Annotated in this window: 18 protein-coding genes; 15 read left to right on the forward strand and 3 right to left on the reverse strand. The window is 35.2% G+C overall.

All coding sequences use genetic code 11. The annotated features are described in order from the left end of the window. Positions 1-12 precede the first annotated feature (12 nt). The 8 genes from panD (at position 13) to DPQ31_RS07850 (ending at position 7485) form a co-directional block, all read left to right on the forward strand. Positions 13-396 carry an aspartate 1-decarboxylase gene (gene panD, locus DPQ31_RS07815; RefSeq protein WP_000490175.1) on the forward strand — a complete coding sequence of 128 codons (384 nt, stop codon included), beginning with the start codon at positions 13-15 and terminating at the stop codon, positions 394-396. A 133-nt stretch (positions 397-529) separates the two neighbouring features. Beyond that, entirely contained in the window at positions 530-3334 is a 2805-nt protein-coding gene (dinG, locus tag DPQ31_RS07820; protein ID WP_000044972.1) for an ATP-dependent DNA helicase DinG, read from the forward strand. A 251-nt stretch (positions 3335-3585) separates the two neighbouring features. After that, on the forward strand, positions 3586-3756 hold the full coding sequence (locus tag DPQ31_RS07825) for a YpmA family protein (RefSeq protein WP_000412179.1): 171 nt from the start codon (positions 3586-3588) through the stop codon (positions 3754-3756). A gap of 7 nt (positions 3757-3763) precedes the next feature. After that, positions 3764-4267, forward strand: a complete 504-nt coding sequence (locus DPQ31_RS07830; protein ID WP_087970164.1) for a cell wall elongation regulator TseB-like domain-containing protein — start codon at positions 3764-3766, stop codon at positions 4265-4267. 18 nt (positions 4268-4285) lie between these two features. Beyond that, entirely contained in the window at positions 4286-5473 is a 1188-nt protein-coding gene (gene aspB, locus DPQ31_RS07835; protein ID WP_000761565.1) for an aspartate transaminase AspB, read from the forward strand. 119 nt (positions 5474-5592) lie between these two features. Next, positions 5593-6300 (forward strand): DNA replication protein DnaD, encoded by a 708-nt coding sequence (gene dnaD / locus DPQ31_RS07840; protein WP_000728536.1) that lies wholly within the window; start codon positions 5593-5595, stop codon positions 6298-6300. 15 nt (positions 6301-6315) lie between these two features. Then, the gene (gene nth, locus DPQ31_RS07845; RefSeq protein ID WP_208731740.1) at positions 6316-6963 is read left to right on the forward strand and encodes an endonuclease III; all 648 of its coding nucleotides are present in this window, start codon (positions 6316-6318) and stop codon (positions 6961-6963) included. Positions 6964-6966: 3 nt separating this feature from the next. Further along, complete coding sequence (locus DPQ31_RS07850; protein WP_087970162.1) at positions 6967-7485, forward strand: YpoC family protein; 519 nt, start codon at positions 6967-6969, stop codon at positions 7483-7485. Positions 7486-7508: 23 nt separating this feature from the next. Here DPQ31_RS07850 and DPQ31_RS07855 read toward each other — a convergent pair whose 3' ends face one another. Then, on the reverse strand, positions 7509-10181 hold the full coding sequence (locus tag DPQ31_RS07855) for a PBP1A family penicillin-binding protein (RefSeq protein WP_208731741.1): 2673 nt from the start codon (positions 10179-10181) through the stop codon (positions 7509-7511). A gap of 66 nt (positions 10182-10247) precedes the next feature. Beyond that, complete coding sequence (gene recU / locus DPQ31_RS07860; protein ID WP_000155587.1) at positions 10248-10850, reverse strand: Holliday junction resolvase RecU; 603 nt, start codon at positions 10848-10850, stop codon at positions 10248-10250. A 103-nt stretch (positions 10851-10953) separates the two neighbouring features. Between recU and DPQ31_RS07865 the strand changes: the two genes are divergently transcribed. The 3 genes from DPQ31_RS07865 to DPQ31_RS07875 all read left to right on the forward strand — a co-directional run bounded on the left by DPQ31_RS07865 (position 10954) and on the right by DPQ31_RS07875 (position 13011). Continuing rightward, entirely contained in the window at positions 10954-11979 is a 1026-nt protein-coding gene (locus DPQ31_RS07865; RefSeq protein WP_208731742.1) for a DUF2515 domain-containing protein, read from the forward strand. 429 nt (positions 11980-12408) lie between these two features. Then, positions 12409-12651, forward strand: a complete 243-nt coding sequence (locus DPQ31_RS07870) for a hypothetical protein (RefSeq protein WP_001252045.1) — start codon at positions 12409-12411, stop codon at positions 12649-12651. A 15-nt stretch (positions 12652-12666) separates the two neighbouring features. Further along, entirely contained in the window at positions 12667-13011 is a 345-nt protein-coding gene (locus tag DPQ31_RS07875) for a YppE family protein (RefSeq protein ID WP_208731743.1), read from the forward strand. A gap of 25 nt (positions 13012-13036) precedes the next feature. On the opposite strand, the gene DPQ31_RS07880 is transcribed toward DPQ31_RS07875, so the two are convergent. Further along, positions 13037-13228 carry a YppF family protein gene (locus DPQ31_RS07880; RefSeq protein ID WP_000242658.1) on the reverse strand — a complete coding sequence of 64 codons (192 nt, stop codon included), beginning with the start codon at positions 13226-13228 and terminating at the stop codon, positions 13037-13039. 177 nt (positions 13229-13405) lie between these two features. Here DPQ31_RS07880 and DPQ31_RS07885 point away from each other — a divergent pair, with 177 nt between their 5' ends. The 4 genes from DPQ31_RS07885 (at position 13406) to gpsB (ending at position 15545) form a co-directional block, all read left to right on the forward strand. Beyond that, on the forward strand, positions 13406-13927 hold the full coding sequence (locus DPQ31_RS07885) for a YppG family protein (RefSeq protein ID WP_098911339.1): 522 nt from the start codon (positions 13406-13408) through the stop codon (positions 13925-13927). Between the two features lie 157 nt (positions 13928-14084). Then, on the forward strand, positions 14085-14501 hold the full coding sequence (locus DPQ31_RS07890; RefSeq protein ID WP_000546285.1) for a spore coat protein: 417 nt from the start codon (positions 14085-14087) through the stop codon (positions 14499-14501). A gap of 56 nt (positions 14502-14557) precedes the next feature. Continuing rightward, positions 14558-15112: an SLOG family protein gene (locus DPQ31_RS07895; RefSeq protein ID WP_000869384.1), complete on the forward strand. Its 555-nt coding sequence runs from the start codon at positions 14558-14560 to the stop codon at positions 15110-15112. A 97-nt stretch (positions 15113-15209) separates the two neighbouring features. Further along, on the forward strand, positions 15210-15545 hold the full coding sequence (gpsB, locus tag DPQ31_RS07900; RefSeq protein WP_000622427.1) for a cell division regulator GpsB: 336 nt from the start codon (positions 15210-15212) through the stop codon (positions 15543-15545). Positions 15546-15598: the final 53 nt, after the last annotated feature.

The raw sequence follows: 15598 nt of genomic DNA on the forward strand, positions 1-15598 counted from the left end.
GGGGGAGCATCTATGTTTCGCACAATGATGAGAGCAAAGTTACATCGTGCAACTGTAACGGAGGCAAATTTAAACTATGTAGGTAGTATTACAATAGATGAAGATTTAATGGATGCAGTAAATATTGTAGAGAACGAAAAAGTTCAAATTGTAAATAATAATAACGGTGCGCGCTTAGAGACATATGTTATTAAAGGCGAACGCGGTAGCGGTGTTATTTGTTTAAACGGTGCTGCAGCAAGGCTTGTACAACCGGGAGATAAAGTAATTATAATTTGTTATGGCTTAGTTACGGAAGAAGAGGTTCATAAACAAGAACCAAAAATTGCAGTGTTAGACGATCAAAATCAAATTGTTGAAATGTTAGGTGCTGAAAAGGCTGGTACAATATTATAAAAGAGGAAAGCTATCTCTATATCAGGAGATAGCTTTTTTGTGCATCTTTTCATTAAGATGAGATAAAACGTGGTATAGTAACATTATATGAATTATTGTTGTTTGAAAGGTAAGAAATTGAGGTGTTACATATATGAGTAAACGTTATGTCGTTGTTGATTTAGAGACGACAGGAAACTCCTGGAAAGACGGGAAAGATAAAATTACCCAAATTGCAGCTGTTGTAGTAGAAGATGGAGAGATATTGGAAATTTTTTCATCTTTTGTTAACCCAAAGAGAGAGATTCCCGTATTTATTACAGAATTAACAGGGATTGATGAAAGTCTTGTAAAACAAGCCCCGTTATTTCAAGATGTAGCCCCGATGATTGTTGAGCTATTACAAGGTGCCGCTTTCGTTGCGCATAATGTTCACTTTGATTGGAATTTTTTAAACGAAGAATTAAGGCAGGCTGGATATACAGAAATACATTGTCCTAAAATCGATACGGTTGAATTGGCACAAATTCTTTTGCCAACAGCCGATAGTTATAAATTACGTGATTTAGCTAAGAAACATGAACTCGAACACGATCAACCACATCGTGCGGATAGTGATGCTCTTGCGACAGCAGAGTTGTTTTTACAATTTTTAAATGAAATTGAAAAATTACCACTTGTTACATTGCAATCACTTTATGAATTGAGTGATGTTTTCCAAAGTGATATAGCTGATGTGCTTTCTGAAAATATTTTAAAGAAAGTAATGCATGGTAAAGAAATAAAAGCGGAATATGAAGTGTATCGCAATATTGCACTGAGAAAACGGAACTATTCCTTAAGTCTTGGAGAAACATATTCATTAAAATTTGATGCTTTCTTGAATAAAACGATGGATAAACTGGAATTACATATGCCGAAGTTTGAAAGAAGAGAAAGTCAGCAAATGATGATGAAAGAGATATATACGGCGTTAAGAGATTCTCGTTTTTCTCTTATTGAAGCAGGTACAGGGACGGGAAAGACTCTTGCTTATTTACTTCCTAGTCTTTATTTTGCGAATAAAAAAGAAGAACCTGTCGTTATCAGTACACAAACGGTACAACTTCAACAACAAATACTTGAAAAAGAAATTCCGTTATTGCAAAAAATAATGCCATTTTCATTTGAGACAGCTCTTCTAAAAGGGAGAAAGCATTATCTTTGCTTACATAAATTTGAATATGCTTTGCAAGAGGAAGAAAAAAATTACGATATGGCACTTACGAAGGCGAAAATTTTAGTTTGGTTATTAAAAACTGAAACAGGTGACCGAGATGAATTAAATATTCCAGAGGGCGGAAAGTTACTTTGGAATCGTATTTGTAGTGATGCGTATAGTCCGGGCGGTATGCAAAGTAATTGGTTTAGTCGATGCTTTTATCAGCGAGCGAAAAATAAAGCTTTATTTGCAGATATCGTTATTACAAATCATGCATTATTATTTCAAGATTTTTCAAGTGAAGAACCACTGTTTTCTTCATGTGAACATATAATTTTTGATGAAGCTCATCATATTGAAGAAGCTGCGAGTAGAACACTAGGTGAGCAGTTCTCTTGTATGTATTTTCAATTGATTTTATCTCGACTTGGTACACTAGAAACGGATGATGTGCTTTCTAAAGTATATAAAATGATGAAAAAATCAGAGCAAGCATCTCGTTCTACTTTCCGTATGATAAGCCATAGTTTGAAGGAACTTAAATTTGATGCGGATGAACTATTCCAAATGTTACGTACTTTTATATTTAAACAAACAAAGCAAGAACAAGGAACAAACAATATGCCGCTCATTTATCGATATAACACGGAAGTAGAGCAAGGTAAGTTGTGGGATAGTATTGTTGAGTTAACAAATCGTTTTGTATATGAATTAAGAAGAATAGTGACCATATTTGAGAAACAAGTAGATATATTGCAAAGTAAGTTAGAGTGGGAAATGCATGTTGTTACGGGTGAATTTATGCATTTAAGTGGGTTACTGAGAAAGATGGCAGAATCATTACAGTTGCTCATATTGGAAAAAAATGCATATGTAACTTGGATGGAGACGGAGACGAAAGGAACGATTCATTCAACCATTTTATACGCGCAACCAGTTCATATTGGTGAAAGGTTTGCTGATGAATTTTTAACAGAAAAAAAGAGTGTTATCTTTACATCTGCAACATTAACAGTTAACGATACATTTGACTATATAAAAGAAGAGCTTGGCTTACATGATTTTGCTCCAAATACTTTACAGGTTCAATCGCCATTCCATTATGAGAAACAAATGAAATTAATGGTTTCAACGGATGTACCGTTTATTAAGCGAGTAAGTAATGAGGAATATATTGAATCTGTATCGGAACATATTGCCAAGATAGCAAAAGTTACAAAAGGGAGAATGCTCGTTTTATTCACTTCGTATGAAATGCTGAAAGAAGCGTATGCGAATTTGAAAAGCAATGATGAATTAGAAGGCTATCTATTATTAACACAAAGTGTAAACAATAGGAGTCGAAGTCGCTTAATTCGAAAGTTTCAAGAGTTCGACAAGTCAATATTGTTAGGCACGAGCAGTTTTTGGGAAGGAATCGATATTCCAGGAGATGCCTTGAGTTGCCTTGTCATTGTCCGTCTTCCTTTTACACCTCCTCATCAGCCGATGATGGAAGCGAAAGGTGAATGGCTAAAAAATCAAGGTGAGGACGTATTCGCAAAATTAGCGCTCCCGCAAGCAATATTACGTTTCAAACAAGGATTTGGGCGTTTAATTCGAACGAATACTGATACGGGGACGGTAGTAGTGTTAGACCGTCGATTGACGAGTTCTTCCTATGGAAAAAGATTTTTACAATCAATTCCTAATGTACCTCTTTATGAAGGACCGTTAGAAGAGTTGTTGGTGCAATTAGAAGAACCGTCAAATGAATAAAAATTGGAAGAAAAATACGCCTGAAGTACTTATAAACTTCAGGCGTAAAAAATGTGGGTAGGAGGAATTTTATTTTTCTTACTTCTTGTATACAAAATGTATTGGTTTTCGACTTGAAACCTTTTTTTGCTGTACATGTCCTGCTATAATAGATGGGTGATGAAGCAGGGGTTGTAAAGAATGTACTCTTATTGTAACCGCATTGCGTTCTTCTATAATTAGAAATTTTTGTGTAACGGAGGAGTTTTTTCATGGAGAAGAAAATCGAAGTACTATCAACGACGCGTATTAAATATTCGTCAGATTTGTATAAAATTGTTGATAGTTTGAATCGTACGTTAAAAGAGCAGGACCTCATGTTCGGATTAGCATTAGACGAAAAAGACAAAGAAACAGCTGTATTTACGATTTACAGAACGTAGTGATACAATGAAAAAGTGGATCTTTGCAATCATTATCGTTATCGTTGCTAGCGGAATATATGGGGCGTATGTTTATAATAAAGCGATGGACAAGAAAATTCCCAAAGAGTCGAAATCTGTAGAAATTGCTAAAGAAAAAGCAAAGCTTACAAAAGTGACATCTGTTGATTATTACAACGGAAAAGCTGCATATACAGTCGTACAAGGTGTAGATGAAAAAGGAGAACAAACTATCGTTTGGGTACCTGATAAAAAAGGAAATGTCCTTGTGAAGAAAAAGAGTGAAGGCATTTCTGAGAAAGAAGCTTTACAAAAGTTGGCGGAACAAGCAACAGGAAAAGGCGATGAGCCGAAGCCGAAGCCAAAACAGATTGTAAAAGTAAAATTAGGTGCTGAAAACGATATTCCGTTGTGGGAAATTACATATATTGATCAGGAAGATCGTTATACGTATTATTATCTAGAGTTTCAAAATGGGGAATATGCCGGACTTTACAGCATGGAAAAATAGATGTAGGGGGAACTACAAATGAAATTAGCAAAGCGAGTAGCTGCTTTAACACCGTCTTCAACTTTAGAAATTACAGCAAAGGCACAAGCGTTAAAGGCAGAAGGTCATGATGTAATTGCATTAGGGGCAGGAGAACCTGACTTTAATACACCAGAGCATATTATGGAAGCTGCGCATAAAGCGATGTTAGAAGGACATACGAAATATACGCCAACAGGTGGATTACAATCGTTAAAACAAGAAATTGTGAAGAAATTTACGCGCGATCAAGGAATTCAGTATGATCCATCTGAAATTATTGTATGTAATGGTGCAAAACATGCATTATATACATTATTCCAAGTGTTGCTTGATGAAGGAGATGAAGTTATCATCCCAACTCCTTACTGGGTAAGCTATCCAGAACAAGTAAAGCTTGCTGGCGGTAATCCGGTTTATGTAGAAGGTTTAGAAGACAATGAGTACAAAATTACAGCAAAGCAGTTGCGTGAGGCAATTACAGAGAAAACGAAAGCAGTTATTATTAATTCACCGAGCAATCCAACAGGAATGATTTATAGCAAAGAAGAATTACAACAGCTTGGAGAAGTATGTTTAGAACATAACATTTTAATCGTTTCAGATGAAATTTATGAGAAGTTAATTTATGGTGATGCGGAATATACTTCAATTGCCCAGCTTTCTAATGCATTAAAAGAACAAACCCTAATTATTAATGGTGTATCTAAATCTCATTCTATGACAGGATGGCGTATTGGATATGCAGCTGGAAATAAGCAGCTGATTAAAGCGATGACGAACTTAGCGAGTCATAGTACGTCAAATCCTACTTCAATTGCTCAATACGGCGCAATCGCGGCATATGCAGGCTCACAACAACCTGTAGAAACAATGCGCCAAGCATTTGAAGAGAGATTAAACATTATTTATGATAAATTAATTCAAATCCCTGGGTTTACTTGTATTAAACCGCAAGGCGCGTTTTACTTATTTCCTAATGTAAAAGAGGCTGTAGCTTTATCAGGATATGATACAGTTGATGAGTGGGCGAAAGCTTTATTAGAAGAGGAAAAAGTTGCTCTTGTGCCGGGTACAGGATTTGGGGCTCCAAATAACGTTCGTTTATCATATGCGACATCTCTTGAACAAGTAGAGAAAGCATTAGAACGCATTCATACGTTTATGAAAAGTAAAGTGAAAGCTTAATTGTATATTTCGTTAATACAATAAAAAACCTCTCTATATAATAGGGAGGTTTTTTTGACGAATTGTGGCAAAAAGAAATAGCGAAAGGTGTGTTATACTAGAGAACGAGGTGTTTGGTGATGAAAAAGAAAATGATGTTACAGTGGTTTGAACAGGGAAGCATTGCGATTCCCAAGTTACTTATGATGCATTATAAAAAATTAGGGTTAAATGAAACGGAATTTATGGTTTTACTTCATGTGCATACATTTTTAGAATCGGGAAATTCGTTTCCGACTCCGTCGGAGATTTCCGAACGAATGACAATAGCGGAAATGAAATGTATGGAAGTAATTCAAACATTGATTCAAAAAGGTTTTTTATCACTAGAAGGTGGACAAAGATCAGAAGCGATGATGTGTGAAAGTTATTCTTTACAACCGCTATGGGAAAAAATATTGCATTTCTTAATGAATGAATCAATAGAGGAAGAACAAAAAGAAAAAAAACAACTGCAAGTAAATTTATATACAGTATTTGAAAAAGAATTCGGAAGACCACTTTCTCCATTTGAATGTGAAACATTAGGAATGTGGGAGGATCAAGATCAACATCATCCGAATTTAATTCAAGCGGCTCTACGAGAAGCTGTGATGAGCGGTAAGCTGAACTTCCGATATATTGATCGTATTTTATTTGAGTGGAAAAAGAATGGAATTAAAACAGTAGATCAAGCTCAAAATCAAGGACGGAAATTTAGAGCAAATCAGCAACGAGCGCAACAAGTAACAACACAAGAGACGAAATTTACTGGGAAAGTGCCTTTTTATAATTGGTTGGAGCAGTAATGTAGGAGGAAGTATATGTTAAATAAAACGCAAATTCGTTATTGTTTAGACACAATGGCGGATATGTATCCAGAAGCACATTGTGAATTGATTCATGATAATCCATTCGAACTTGTAATTGCAGTGGCATTATCTGCACAATGTACAGATGCACTTGTAAATAAAGTGACGAAAAATTTATTTCAAAAATATAAAACACCAGAAGATTATTTAAGTGTTTCTCTAGAAGAGTTACAACAAGATATACGTTCTATTGGATTGTATAGAAATAAAGCAAAAAATATTCAAAAATTGTGCCGAATGTTATTAGATGATTACAATGGAGAAGTGCCGAAAGATCGAGATGAGCTTACGAAGTTACCTGGTGTAGGACGGAAGACAGCAAATGTTGTAGTATCGGTAGCATTTGGGATACCAGCAATTGCTGTCGATACGCATGTAGAGCGGGTGAGCAAACGATTAGCGATTTGTAGATGGAAAGACTCTGTATTAGAAGTCGAAAAAACATTAATGAAGAGAATTCCGATGGATGAATGGGGCGTTACACATCACCGTTTGATTTTCTTTGGACGTTATCACTGTAAAGCGCAGCGACCACAATGTGAAGAGTGTCGATTGCTAGAAGTGTGTCGCGAAGGAAAGAAGCGAATGAAGGGGAAATAAAGGATGGAGCGAGTTATAGGAGTACCGAAAGAATTTCGGTACTTACCATTTTTTCAAAAAAACGCAAATTCGATTAAGTATCATACAGACCAATCTTTTGAAGAAATCATACAAAATACTTACTTTATATTTGATATAGAAAGACAATATGAGCCGTGGAATGAAATTGAAAACAGTATTCTGGTAATGTTGAATGTATGGAAAAATAAGCATGAAGACATTGCCACATTATTTCGAAACAGAAAGAAACAAGAAGCTGAAGGCCCGATGATTCTTTTTGCAGCACATTTATTATCAATTGTATATTGGCTAAATGAGCAACCTGTTCATAGTTTGAATGAAATGGAAGATTACACGAGTGAATTGGAAGTACAACCAGTTAATTTTATGGAGCGATATTCGTTCATTATAAAGAAACCAAATAATTATCATTCTTATATTCAGTTAGCACAGTTGTATATTGAAATAGAAAAGTTATATGTAAAGAAAATGATAACAAAAAAGAAGTCCTTTCCTCGTTAAGAGAAAGGACTTCTTTTTTTGTATTAAGACTCTGTTGTAACAACATTTCCGTCTGCGTGAGGTGTATCTTCACCTGTATTTTGTTGTTGCTGCTCTTGTTGTTTCTTAGCCTCTTCTTCAGCTTTCTTTCTAGCAGCCTCTTCCTCAGCTTTTTTCTTAGCTTCTTCTTCGGCTTTTTTCTTAGCTTCTTCTTCAGCTTTCTTTTGAGCCTCTTCTTGTTGTTTACGTTGTTGTTCTTGTTGCTCTTGTTGTTTACGCTGTTCTTCAGCAGCCTTTTTCTGAGCTTCTTCTTGTTTTAGTTTATCTTCATTAGCTTTTTTCTGAGCTTCCTCATCAGCTTTTTTCTTAGCTTCTTCTTCGGCTTTCTTTTTGGCTGCCTCTTCCTCAGCTTTCTTAGCGTCTGGAGTTCCACCAGGGGCAGTGAAGGATGCACCAACTGCAGGACTTGTTCCAGTACCTTTTTTCGCTACTACAGAGAAGCTGTAAGTAACACCAGGCTTAATACCACCAAGAGTAGCTGTTGTACCGCTAACTGATAAGCTACCGCTAGAACCGTCTGTAGCTTTATAAGTTGCCGCATAAGCATCAACTGCTGTTGGGCCAGACCAGTTTAGTGTAACTGTACTAGCGCCATCGAAAGCGACATTAAGGCCACTAGGTGGATCTACTTTAATTTCTTTAATTGCATCTTTTTTCGCACCTTTTACGTATAACTCGCCGTTTATTTCTTGTACAGAAGAAGGGCGTTCGAAACGAGATTTATCTGTAGCGAATTTGCTCATCATTACTTGGAACATTTGTTGCGCAATTTTAGTATAACGATCGCTAATGTAATTTTCTGGACCATTCTTTTCGTAACCAGTCCACACAGCCATCGTATATTGTGGTGTATATCCAGCGAACCAGCTATCTCTGTTAGCATCAGCTGGGATGCCATATTTTTTTACATCTCTTGCATCAAAGTTTTGTGTTCCTGTTTTACCAGCAACGTCAAAGCCAGAAACATATGCTGTTGGCCCTGTACCGCCGGCACCAGGTTTTACTACGTCACGAAGAACGTCAGTAACCATGTAAGCTGTATGGTCGTGCATTGCACGTTGTTCTTTCGGTTTAAAGCTTTTCTTTTTTCCGTCTGGGAAAATAACTTCTTTAACGAAATGAGGTTTATTGTATACACCGTCATTTCCAAATGCTGCATAAGCCCCAGCGACATCTAACGGAGAGCTTTCATTACTACCGATTGCAGTAGATTCATGTGCTATCCCATCTTTAAACGTCATGCCTAAACCTTCAGCAAACTCTTTTGCCTTAGGAATACCGACTGCTTGAGCTGTTTTTAAAGCCGGGATGTTTAATGACTTCTTCAATGCTTCACGAAGTGAAACGTCACCTTTAAAATTACCGGTAGCATTTTTAATCTTTGTGCCATCAGAGTAAGTATATTCAGAGTCATTTAATTGATGATAAGTAGACCATTGAAGGTTTTCAATTGCAGGACCATAATCGAAAATTGGTTTCATTGTTGAACCAACTTGGCGTTTTAAATCAACAGCCATATTATGACCTTTGAAAGTAGACTTACTTTCTTTACGCCCAGCACCAATTGCTCGAACTTCTCCAGACTGTGTATCCATAAATACAAATGATCCTTGGAACTGATCGTTTGGATACTTAATGAGATTGCCATCCATAATTTGTTCAGCGTACTCTTGAGCACCTTGATCAAGGGTTGTATGAATCGTTAAACCATCTGAACCGATATTTACATCAGGGTATTCTTTTTCAACTTCTTTTACGACAGCATCTAAAAATGCTTGAAACTTCATTTCAGTTAGTTCTGATTTTTTTAGACCCTCAGTTACAGGGATCTTTATTGCGTTATTCATTTCTTCTTTTGTTATATAGCCGTGTCGATTCATTAATGTTAATACAATATTACGACGATTTGTTGCTCGTTCAACATTTTCTGGTTTTGTTGGATCATAAATGTTAGGACCTTGAGGTAAGCCAGCGAGCATAGCAGCTTCATGTAATTGTAAGTCCTTTAAATCTTTTTGATAATATTTTTGAGCCGCTGTTGCAATACCGTAAGAGCGATTACCTAGATTAATCTTATTTAAGTACATTTCTAAAATCTCATGTTTAGAGTATTGTTGCTCTAATTTGTAAGATAAGTACCATTCTTGCACTTTTCGTTTTGCGGTTTTTTCCATCGTTAGAAAATAGTTTTTAACTACTTGTTGTGTAATCGTACTACCACCTTGGGAACCGAAACCACCAGTGACATTTTCCATAACTGCTTTTGTAGTTCGTTTAAAATCAATTCCATTATGGTCATAGAAACGTGAATCCTCAGTTGCAAGGAATGCATTTTCAACTACTTTTGGAATTTGATCGTAAGTAACATGGGTTCGTTTTTCCGCACCGTATTCATAGAAAAACTTCCCATCCTTATCAAGGAACTTTGTTGATAAAGGATTAACAAGTTTTGATTTGTCTAATTTTGGAGCGTCCTTTACCATAACAAAGAAAGCGGAAACGCCAGCTACGAGACCAACGATACCAAGAAGTAGACAACCTATAAGGAACTTCTTAAAAAAGGAGCCTTTTTTCTTTGGTTTTTTTTCTTTATTTGTTTCTTCCGTTTGATTTTTCGCATGATTTCGTTCTGTACGAGAACGATAATTATCTGACATTATACTTTCTCCTACCTTTCATTCTCTCCCTCAAAAGTCGAAAAAAGAGCCTTAGTGATGACTCTATCACGAAAAATAAACCGTGTCTAGTACACGGATATAATCAATCCGAGGGTGATAACCGCATGATAACAATGATCCATGCGCTTCTATTTCTTCTTTAGTAATTGACTTACGCCCACCATTATTTTGACGGTTCCAAAATGCAATAATATGTTTCGCATCGAGTAAATAAAATTCATCAAAAAGTGTAAATTTAATAATAACAAATGCAACTCCATTATGAGCAATTACTTGCTTCATATGTTCAATTTGATGAAGGTGGAAGTTTTGAAGTGGGAAACTAGTTTTGTTTTTTGTTTCCTTCGCTTCAAAATCGATGTATTTCCCTTTGTATACACCGTTGTAATCCGTTGTAGAAGGTTGTTTAAAATACGCTTCTTTTACCACTGCAGCACTTCGAGCGGGGTAATCTACTTTTACAATTTGAAGAGGTGTAGGTTTTTTATGTACACATGCAATATTATGGGTTAAGTAATATTGATTTGTTTCATTCAATTCCTCTTCAAGGGACATACCTCTATTACTATAAGTATGTTTTTTTATTGGTGTTTTAGGAGGTAGTGAAGCTTGATTGTACCTTTTTCCATTTGGGTAACGAATGGTCATAGTGTGTCCACTCCCAACTTGTTAAGAATTACTTACAAAGGTGATTATATCAAAAAATGAAAAAAGATGTGACCTTTTTGAAGAAAGGTATGATGACTTATTTATGTTTACATGGAATGATTACGAAAAAATGAAACAATATCGTAAAAATATGGTTTGTACAAAAGAAGAAAAAGCAATCATTCACACTATTAAAAAGAAAACAGAAATAGCTAATATGGACAACATTTCTCGGACACAATCGTATCAAAAATTTTATGTAAGAAATAGTGAAATCAGGTGGTCTTTTTTAGCGAGTATGGTTTCGAGAAATGCAGGCTGGAATATGACTGATTTAGAAGGAAGATATTATGCTACTGTTTTGCCTCGATTAGTAAAAAAACATTTGTTTCTCATATATGAACAGGCTAATTGGATTATTTTCTTAGATGCATTTCCTCAGTTACTACTATATGAAGAAAGCAAGAGGAGACGTATACCTCTCTTTCATTTGTTGCAATTTTTCAACGTATCACTTTTCATGGAAAAAGAATGGACATTTTTCTGGGAGAAAAAAGATATGAATAGGCTTATGACAGCGCTTATTATAAATGAGCAAAATAAAATTCAAAAACCAGTTATTGAGAATAGCTACTTTAAAAAACATGTATTTCATACGGCGCTTTTTAAAGTTCAAGACATGTTGCATATTAGTGCAGTTATTTTTCCAACCATTGAAGGGGGGATGTATGGGTTTTCAGTTTATCAATTTGAAACGTTGCAAAAGCGTATAGAGCTTGGGAAAAAATTAGCGTGGTTATTGTTTCATCCGACTTATAAACGTTTATTTTATAAGTTTGCACTACAAACTACACATACTGGCTCTAGAGAAGATTATGAATATTACTTAAGGGGAACTAGAAAATCCAATACACCAGCACTTAGAGATGTGTATTCTCTTGTTGCACATGAGGAAATAACAATGAGGGATTGGTTTTGTGAAGATTCGAAAATGAATGCATTGTTTTTATTTGAAGTACCGAAGGATGAAGTTAATATAAAGGAATGGTATAGAAGAAAGAGGGAGCAGATCTATGCTGTTTCTATCGTGAATCGTTTTGTTAAAAGAATAGACGAGTTCATGATATAATAAAAAAGAAGTCCCATCTTTATAAATGAAGATGGGACTTCTTAATGTGAAGAAATCCTGCTAAGTGTGTTAAGATTTTAATCTCAAAACTGAATGAAAGTAGAAGATTAAGGGGGATTTAGAAATTAGTAGTTTGGAAAAGCCCCATTAATTAAACTTTCACTTTATGTAGCAGGGAAGTTTGGGCCATCAAGCTTTGGATTACCAGTCTCGGGTTTATTTTGTTGTTTGTTTTGTTTTTTCTTTTTTTCGTTTTTGTTCTTTGCCATCTTCATACACCTCCTTTTTGTATTGTTACCATTTCTATAAATGACATTCAAAATGATTTCTTTGACGAATAACAACTAGTTTTGTCATGTGTGCAGGAGTGAAGAATTATCCGGCGAAATTACATGACAAAGGAAAAGCAAAGAAGGGGGCGTTTTGTATATGGCGATGGTTCAGAAAGTAGATGTAATGAAAAAAATGGATCAAATGTTAAGTTCTCTCGATTTGCTGGAAATGAATATAGGAATTAGAATAAATCATGCATTGAAGGATAAGAGCGAAAAAATATGTAATAAGATAGAAATAACAGAAATGCATATTGAGCATATGGAAAATAAATTAGTGCATCACGAAGAAAAAGGGAATTGGGTGAAGACGTTTCAAAACATCGTAGTGAGTGCATAATAAGGTGGGAATGAAATGGAGTATGAAGCATTAATACAGTCTTCAGAAAAACTCATGCAGTATAATAATGAAGCGAATGTAAAAAAAAGAGAAATAATTGAATATGACTTTTATAAGGATATGAAGCCGTTTGTAGACATAGTAGATGAGGAATTAAAGGTGTGGAAAGAATTAGCTTATATGTGGATTAAGGAAGAAAAACCGAAGTATATACATGTACAGCAAATTGATCAAGTGTACGATAATTTACAAACGAATGTGTTACAATGTTTTGTAAATAAAGGAAAAGGTAAACGTTTTTTTGAAACACATCAAGCCATTTCGTATACTTTGCAAAATATAGTTGAGCAATGTAAATAACAAGAGGGGAAACCCTCTTGTTTTTTTAAGCTTCTGTCATTGTTGTAGGTTTTGTTGCACCGTTTATTTCTAATTCTTTTATTAATGTTCGGTAATCCGATATACATATTTTTCCTTCGAGGTAACAATGTCTCGCAAAGTCTAATAATTCATTTACATTCTCTGTGTAATACCCCTTCTTTTGAGAAAACGCTTGTTTTAAATCCCCTAATACCATGTTGATTCCTCCCCCATGAGAATCTTCTTCTTAATTATCATAGCATGGAAGGGTTTTCTTTTTTAATTTTTTAAAAATTTAAACTTCCGACAAAAATAGACAGATACTCCGTCACACAAATTATTTTACAAGTACATATTATATATGTAGAAACTTATGTGAAGGAGGAGAGAATGCATGTTTCAACAATCTAACGTATATCAGCAACCAAATCCATATGCACAGCAAAATATGTACCAATATAATACGGATACATATTTACGGTATAATATGTATCCTTTCGAGCCTCATTATGGAAATCAAAATTATTACCAGCCATTTGAAGTATCGTTTATGAATCAACAACAGCAACAACAGCAACAACAGCAACCCTATATGAATCAATCGCAACAAGAGCAACAATCCTATATGAATCAGCAGCAACCTTATATGAACTCACAATATTATATGCCACCACCACCATCTCCCTATGGAAATCAACAAGCGATGTTTTATCCGCCAAAACAACCGTATCCGACGATGAATAAACAAAAGCAACAACAGCAACCAAGTCAGTTTTCGAGCTTTGTTTCCCAATTTAAAAATTCAGATGGTAACTATGATGTGAATAAAATGATGAATACAGCTGGACAAATGATGAATGCGATGAATCAAGTGACGGGGATTGTTAAGCAGGTTGGAGGGTTCTTTGGTAAGTGATGATGGATTGTTGTCCATAATGAAATAGTATGAATGAAGTGTAGCACTAGACAAATTTCCATGAAACAAATGGGTATATATAACAAACGGCTTCACCTCTTTTCTCATATTGTAAAGTGTAATCAGATTTTCTTAACGAGAGAGGAGAGAAAAAACTATGCATCATTGTCATCCTTGTTTTGGAGGGCATAAGCCTGTAGGACCTATTTGTACGACTGCTCCTGTCATTCATCCGACGAAACAGTGTGTAACACATTCTTTTTCAACAACGGTGGTGCCACACATTTTCCCAACGCATACGACACATGTACACCATCAACAAATTAAAAACCAAAACTTCTTCCCGCAAACAAACTCAAATGTAAATGTTGTAGATCCAATCGATCCAGGATTTGGCGGTGGATGTGGACCATGTGGTCATGGTCACCATCACCACGGTCATCAAATATCTCCATTTGGACCAGGGCCGAATGTATCTCCATTTGGACCAGGACCGAATGTATCACCGTTTGGACCAGGACCGAATGTAGGACCAAATGTTGGACCAAACGTTGGTGGAATATTTAAAAAGTAAATGATATGTTAGAACTAGCAAAATGCTAGTTCTTTTTTTGTAATTGGAGTGTTGATATGAAAGTTGTTGCTGTAACAGGATATAAGCCATTTGAACTTGGAATATTTAAAAAGGATCATCCAGGAGTAGACTGCATAAAAAAAGCGCTGCATCGTAAATTAACTGCTTTTGTAGAAGATGGTTTGGAGTGGGTTATTATAAGCGGCCAGCTAGGTGTAGAATTGTGGGCTGCTGAAGTTGTTTTTGAAATTCAAGTAGAATATCCAGATTTAAAATTAGCGGTATTTACTCCTTTTTTAGAACAAGAAGAAAATTGGAAAGAAGATAACCGTGAATATTACGAATTTATTCTTTCACAAGCAGATCACATTGATAGTATTACGAAACGGAAGTACGAAAGCCCAGAGCAATTTAAATTAAAGAATCAATTTTTTATTGAAAAAAGTGATGCTCTTTTAGCTGTATATGATGAAGAAAAGCCTGGGAGTCCTAAATATATTGTAGAAGTAGCTAAGAAAAAAGGAGAAATAGAAAATTATCACAGTTATTTCATTCTTTTTTCTGATTTACAAGATATAATAGAAGAGGAACAGTGGAATAATGCAGAGTAATATGTAATATTGTACTCGTATATATGATTGACAAAAGGCATTGTTTCTGAAAAAATTTAGTTAATGAAAGTTTTGGCAAAAATTTGAGGTGAAGAAAATGATTTCGGATAAAATTAAATTAACGGCGAAAGATATTTTGGAAAAAGAATTTAAAACAGGTATGAGAGGTTATCAACAAGAAGAAGTAGACAAGTTTCTTGATATGATTATTAAAGACTATGAAGCTTTCCACAAAGAATTTGATCAATTGAAGCAACAAAATGTTCGTTTAAAACGAGAATTAGAAGAACAAAAACTAGCTGCAACACAAGCTCCACAACAACCTGTACAAACACCAGTTGCACAACCGGTATATAACAACACGAATACGGATATTTTAAAACGTTTATCCAACTTAGAAAAAGCTGTATTTGGAAGTAAGTTATACGAATAAAATAAGGTGGAAACAAGGTTGAGGCATTGTACATAGAAAAAAATATTGCAAAA

It is taken from the genome of Bacillus sp. COPE52 (assembly GCF_003355115.1).
GTDB classification, from domain to species: Bacteria; Bacillota; Bacilli; order Bacillales; family Bacillaceae_G; genus Bacillus_A; species Bacillus_A toyonensis.

Coding starts and splice junctions, on each gene's coding strand:
- panD (WP_000490175.1), top strand. CDS start 13: ATGTTTCGCACAATGATGAGAGCAAAGTTACATCGTGCAACTGTAACG.
- dinG (WP_000044972.1), top strand. CDS start 530: ATGAGTAAACGTTATGTCGTTGTTGATTTAGAGACGACAGGAAACTCC.
- DPQ31_RS07825 (WP_000412179.1), top strand. CDS start 3,586: ATGGAGAAGAAAATCGAAGTACTATCAACGACGCGTATTAAATATTCG.
- DPQ31_RS07830 (WP_087970164.1), top strand. CDS start 3,764: ATGAAAAAGTGGATCTTTGCAATCATTATCGTTATCGTTGCTAGCGGA.
- aspB (WP_000761565.1), top strand. CDS start 4,286: ATGAAATTAGCAAAGCGAGTAGCTGCTTTAACACCGTCTTCAACTTTA.
- dnaD (WP_000728536.1), top strand. CDS start 5,593: ATGAAAAAGAAAATGATGTTACAGTGGTTTGAACAGGGAAGCATTGCG.
- nth (WP_208731740.1), top strand. CDS start 6,316: ATGTTAAATAAAACGCAAATTCGTTATTGTTTAGACACAATGGCGGAT.
- DPQ31_RS07850 (WP_087970162.1), top strand. CDS start 6,967: ATGGAGCGAGTTATAGGAGTACCGAAAGAATTTCGGTACTTACCATTT.
- DPQ31_RS07855 (WP_208731741.1), bottom strand. CDS start 10,181: ATGTCAGATAATTATCGTTCTCGTACAGAACGAAATCATGCGAAAAAT.
- recU (WP_000155587.1), bottom strand. CDS start 10,850: ATGACCATTCGTTACCCAAATGGAAAAAGGTACAATCAAGCTTCACTA.
- DPQ31_RS07865 (WP_208731742.1), top strand. CDS start 10,954: ATGTTTACATGGAATGATTACGAAAAAATGAAACAATATCGTAAAAAT.
- DPQ31_RS07870 (WP_001252045.1), top strand. CDS start 12,409: ATGGCGATGGTTCAGAAAGTAGATGTAATGAAAAAAATGGATCAAATG.
- DPQ31_RS07875 (WP_208731743.1), top strand. CDS start 12,667: ATGGAGTATGAAGCATTAATACAGTCTTCAGAAAAACTCATGCAGTAT.
- DPQ31_RS07880 (WP_000242658.1), bottom strand. CDS start 13,228: ATGGTATTAGGGGATTTAAAACAAGCGTTTTCTCAAAAGAAGGGGTAT.
- DPQ31_RS07885 (WP_098911339.1), top strand. CDS start 13,406: ATGTTTCAACAATCTAACGTATATCAGCAACCAAATCCATATGCACAG.
- DPQ31_RS07890 (WP_000546285.1), top strand. CDS start 14,085: ATGCATCATTGTCATCCTTGTTTTGGAGGGCATAAGCCTGTAGGACCT.
- DPQ31_RS07895 (WP_000869384.1), top strand. CDS start 14,558: ATGAAAGTTGTTGCTGTAACAGGATATAAGCCATTTGAACTTGGAATA.
- gpsB (WP_000622427.1), top strand. CDS start 15,210: ATGATTTCGGATAAAATTAAATTAACGGCGAAAGATATTTTGGAAAAA.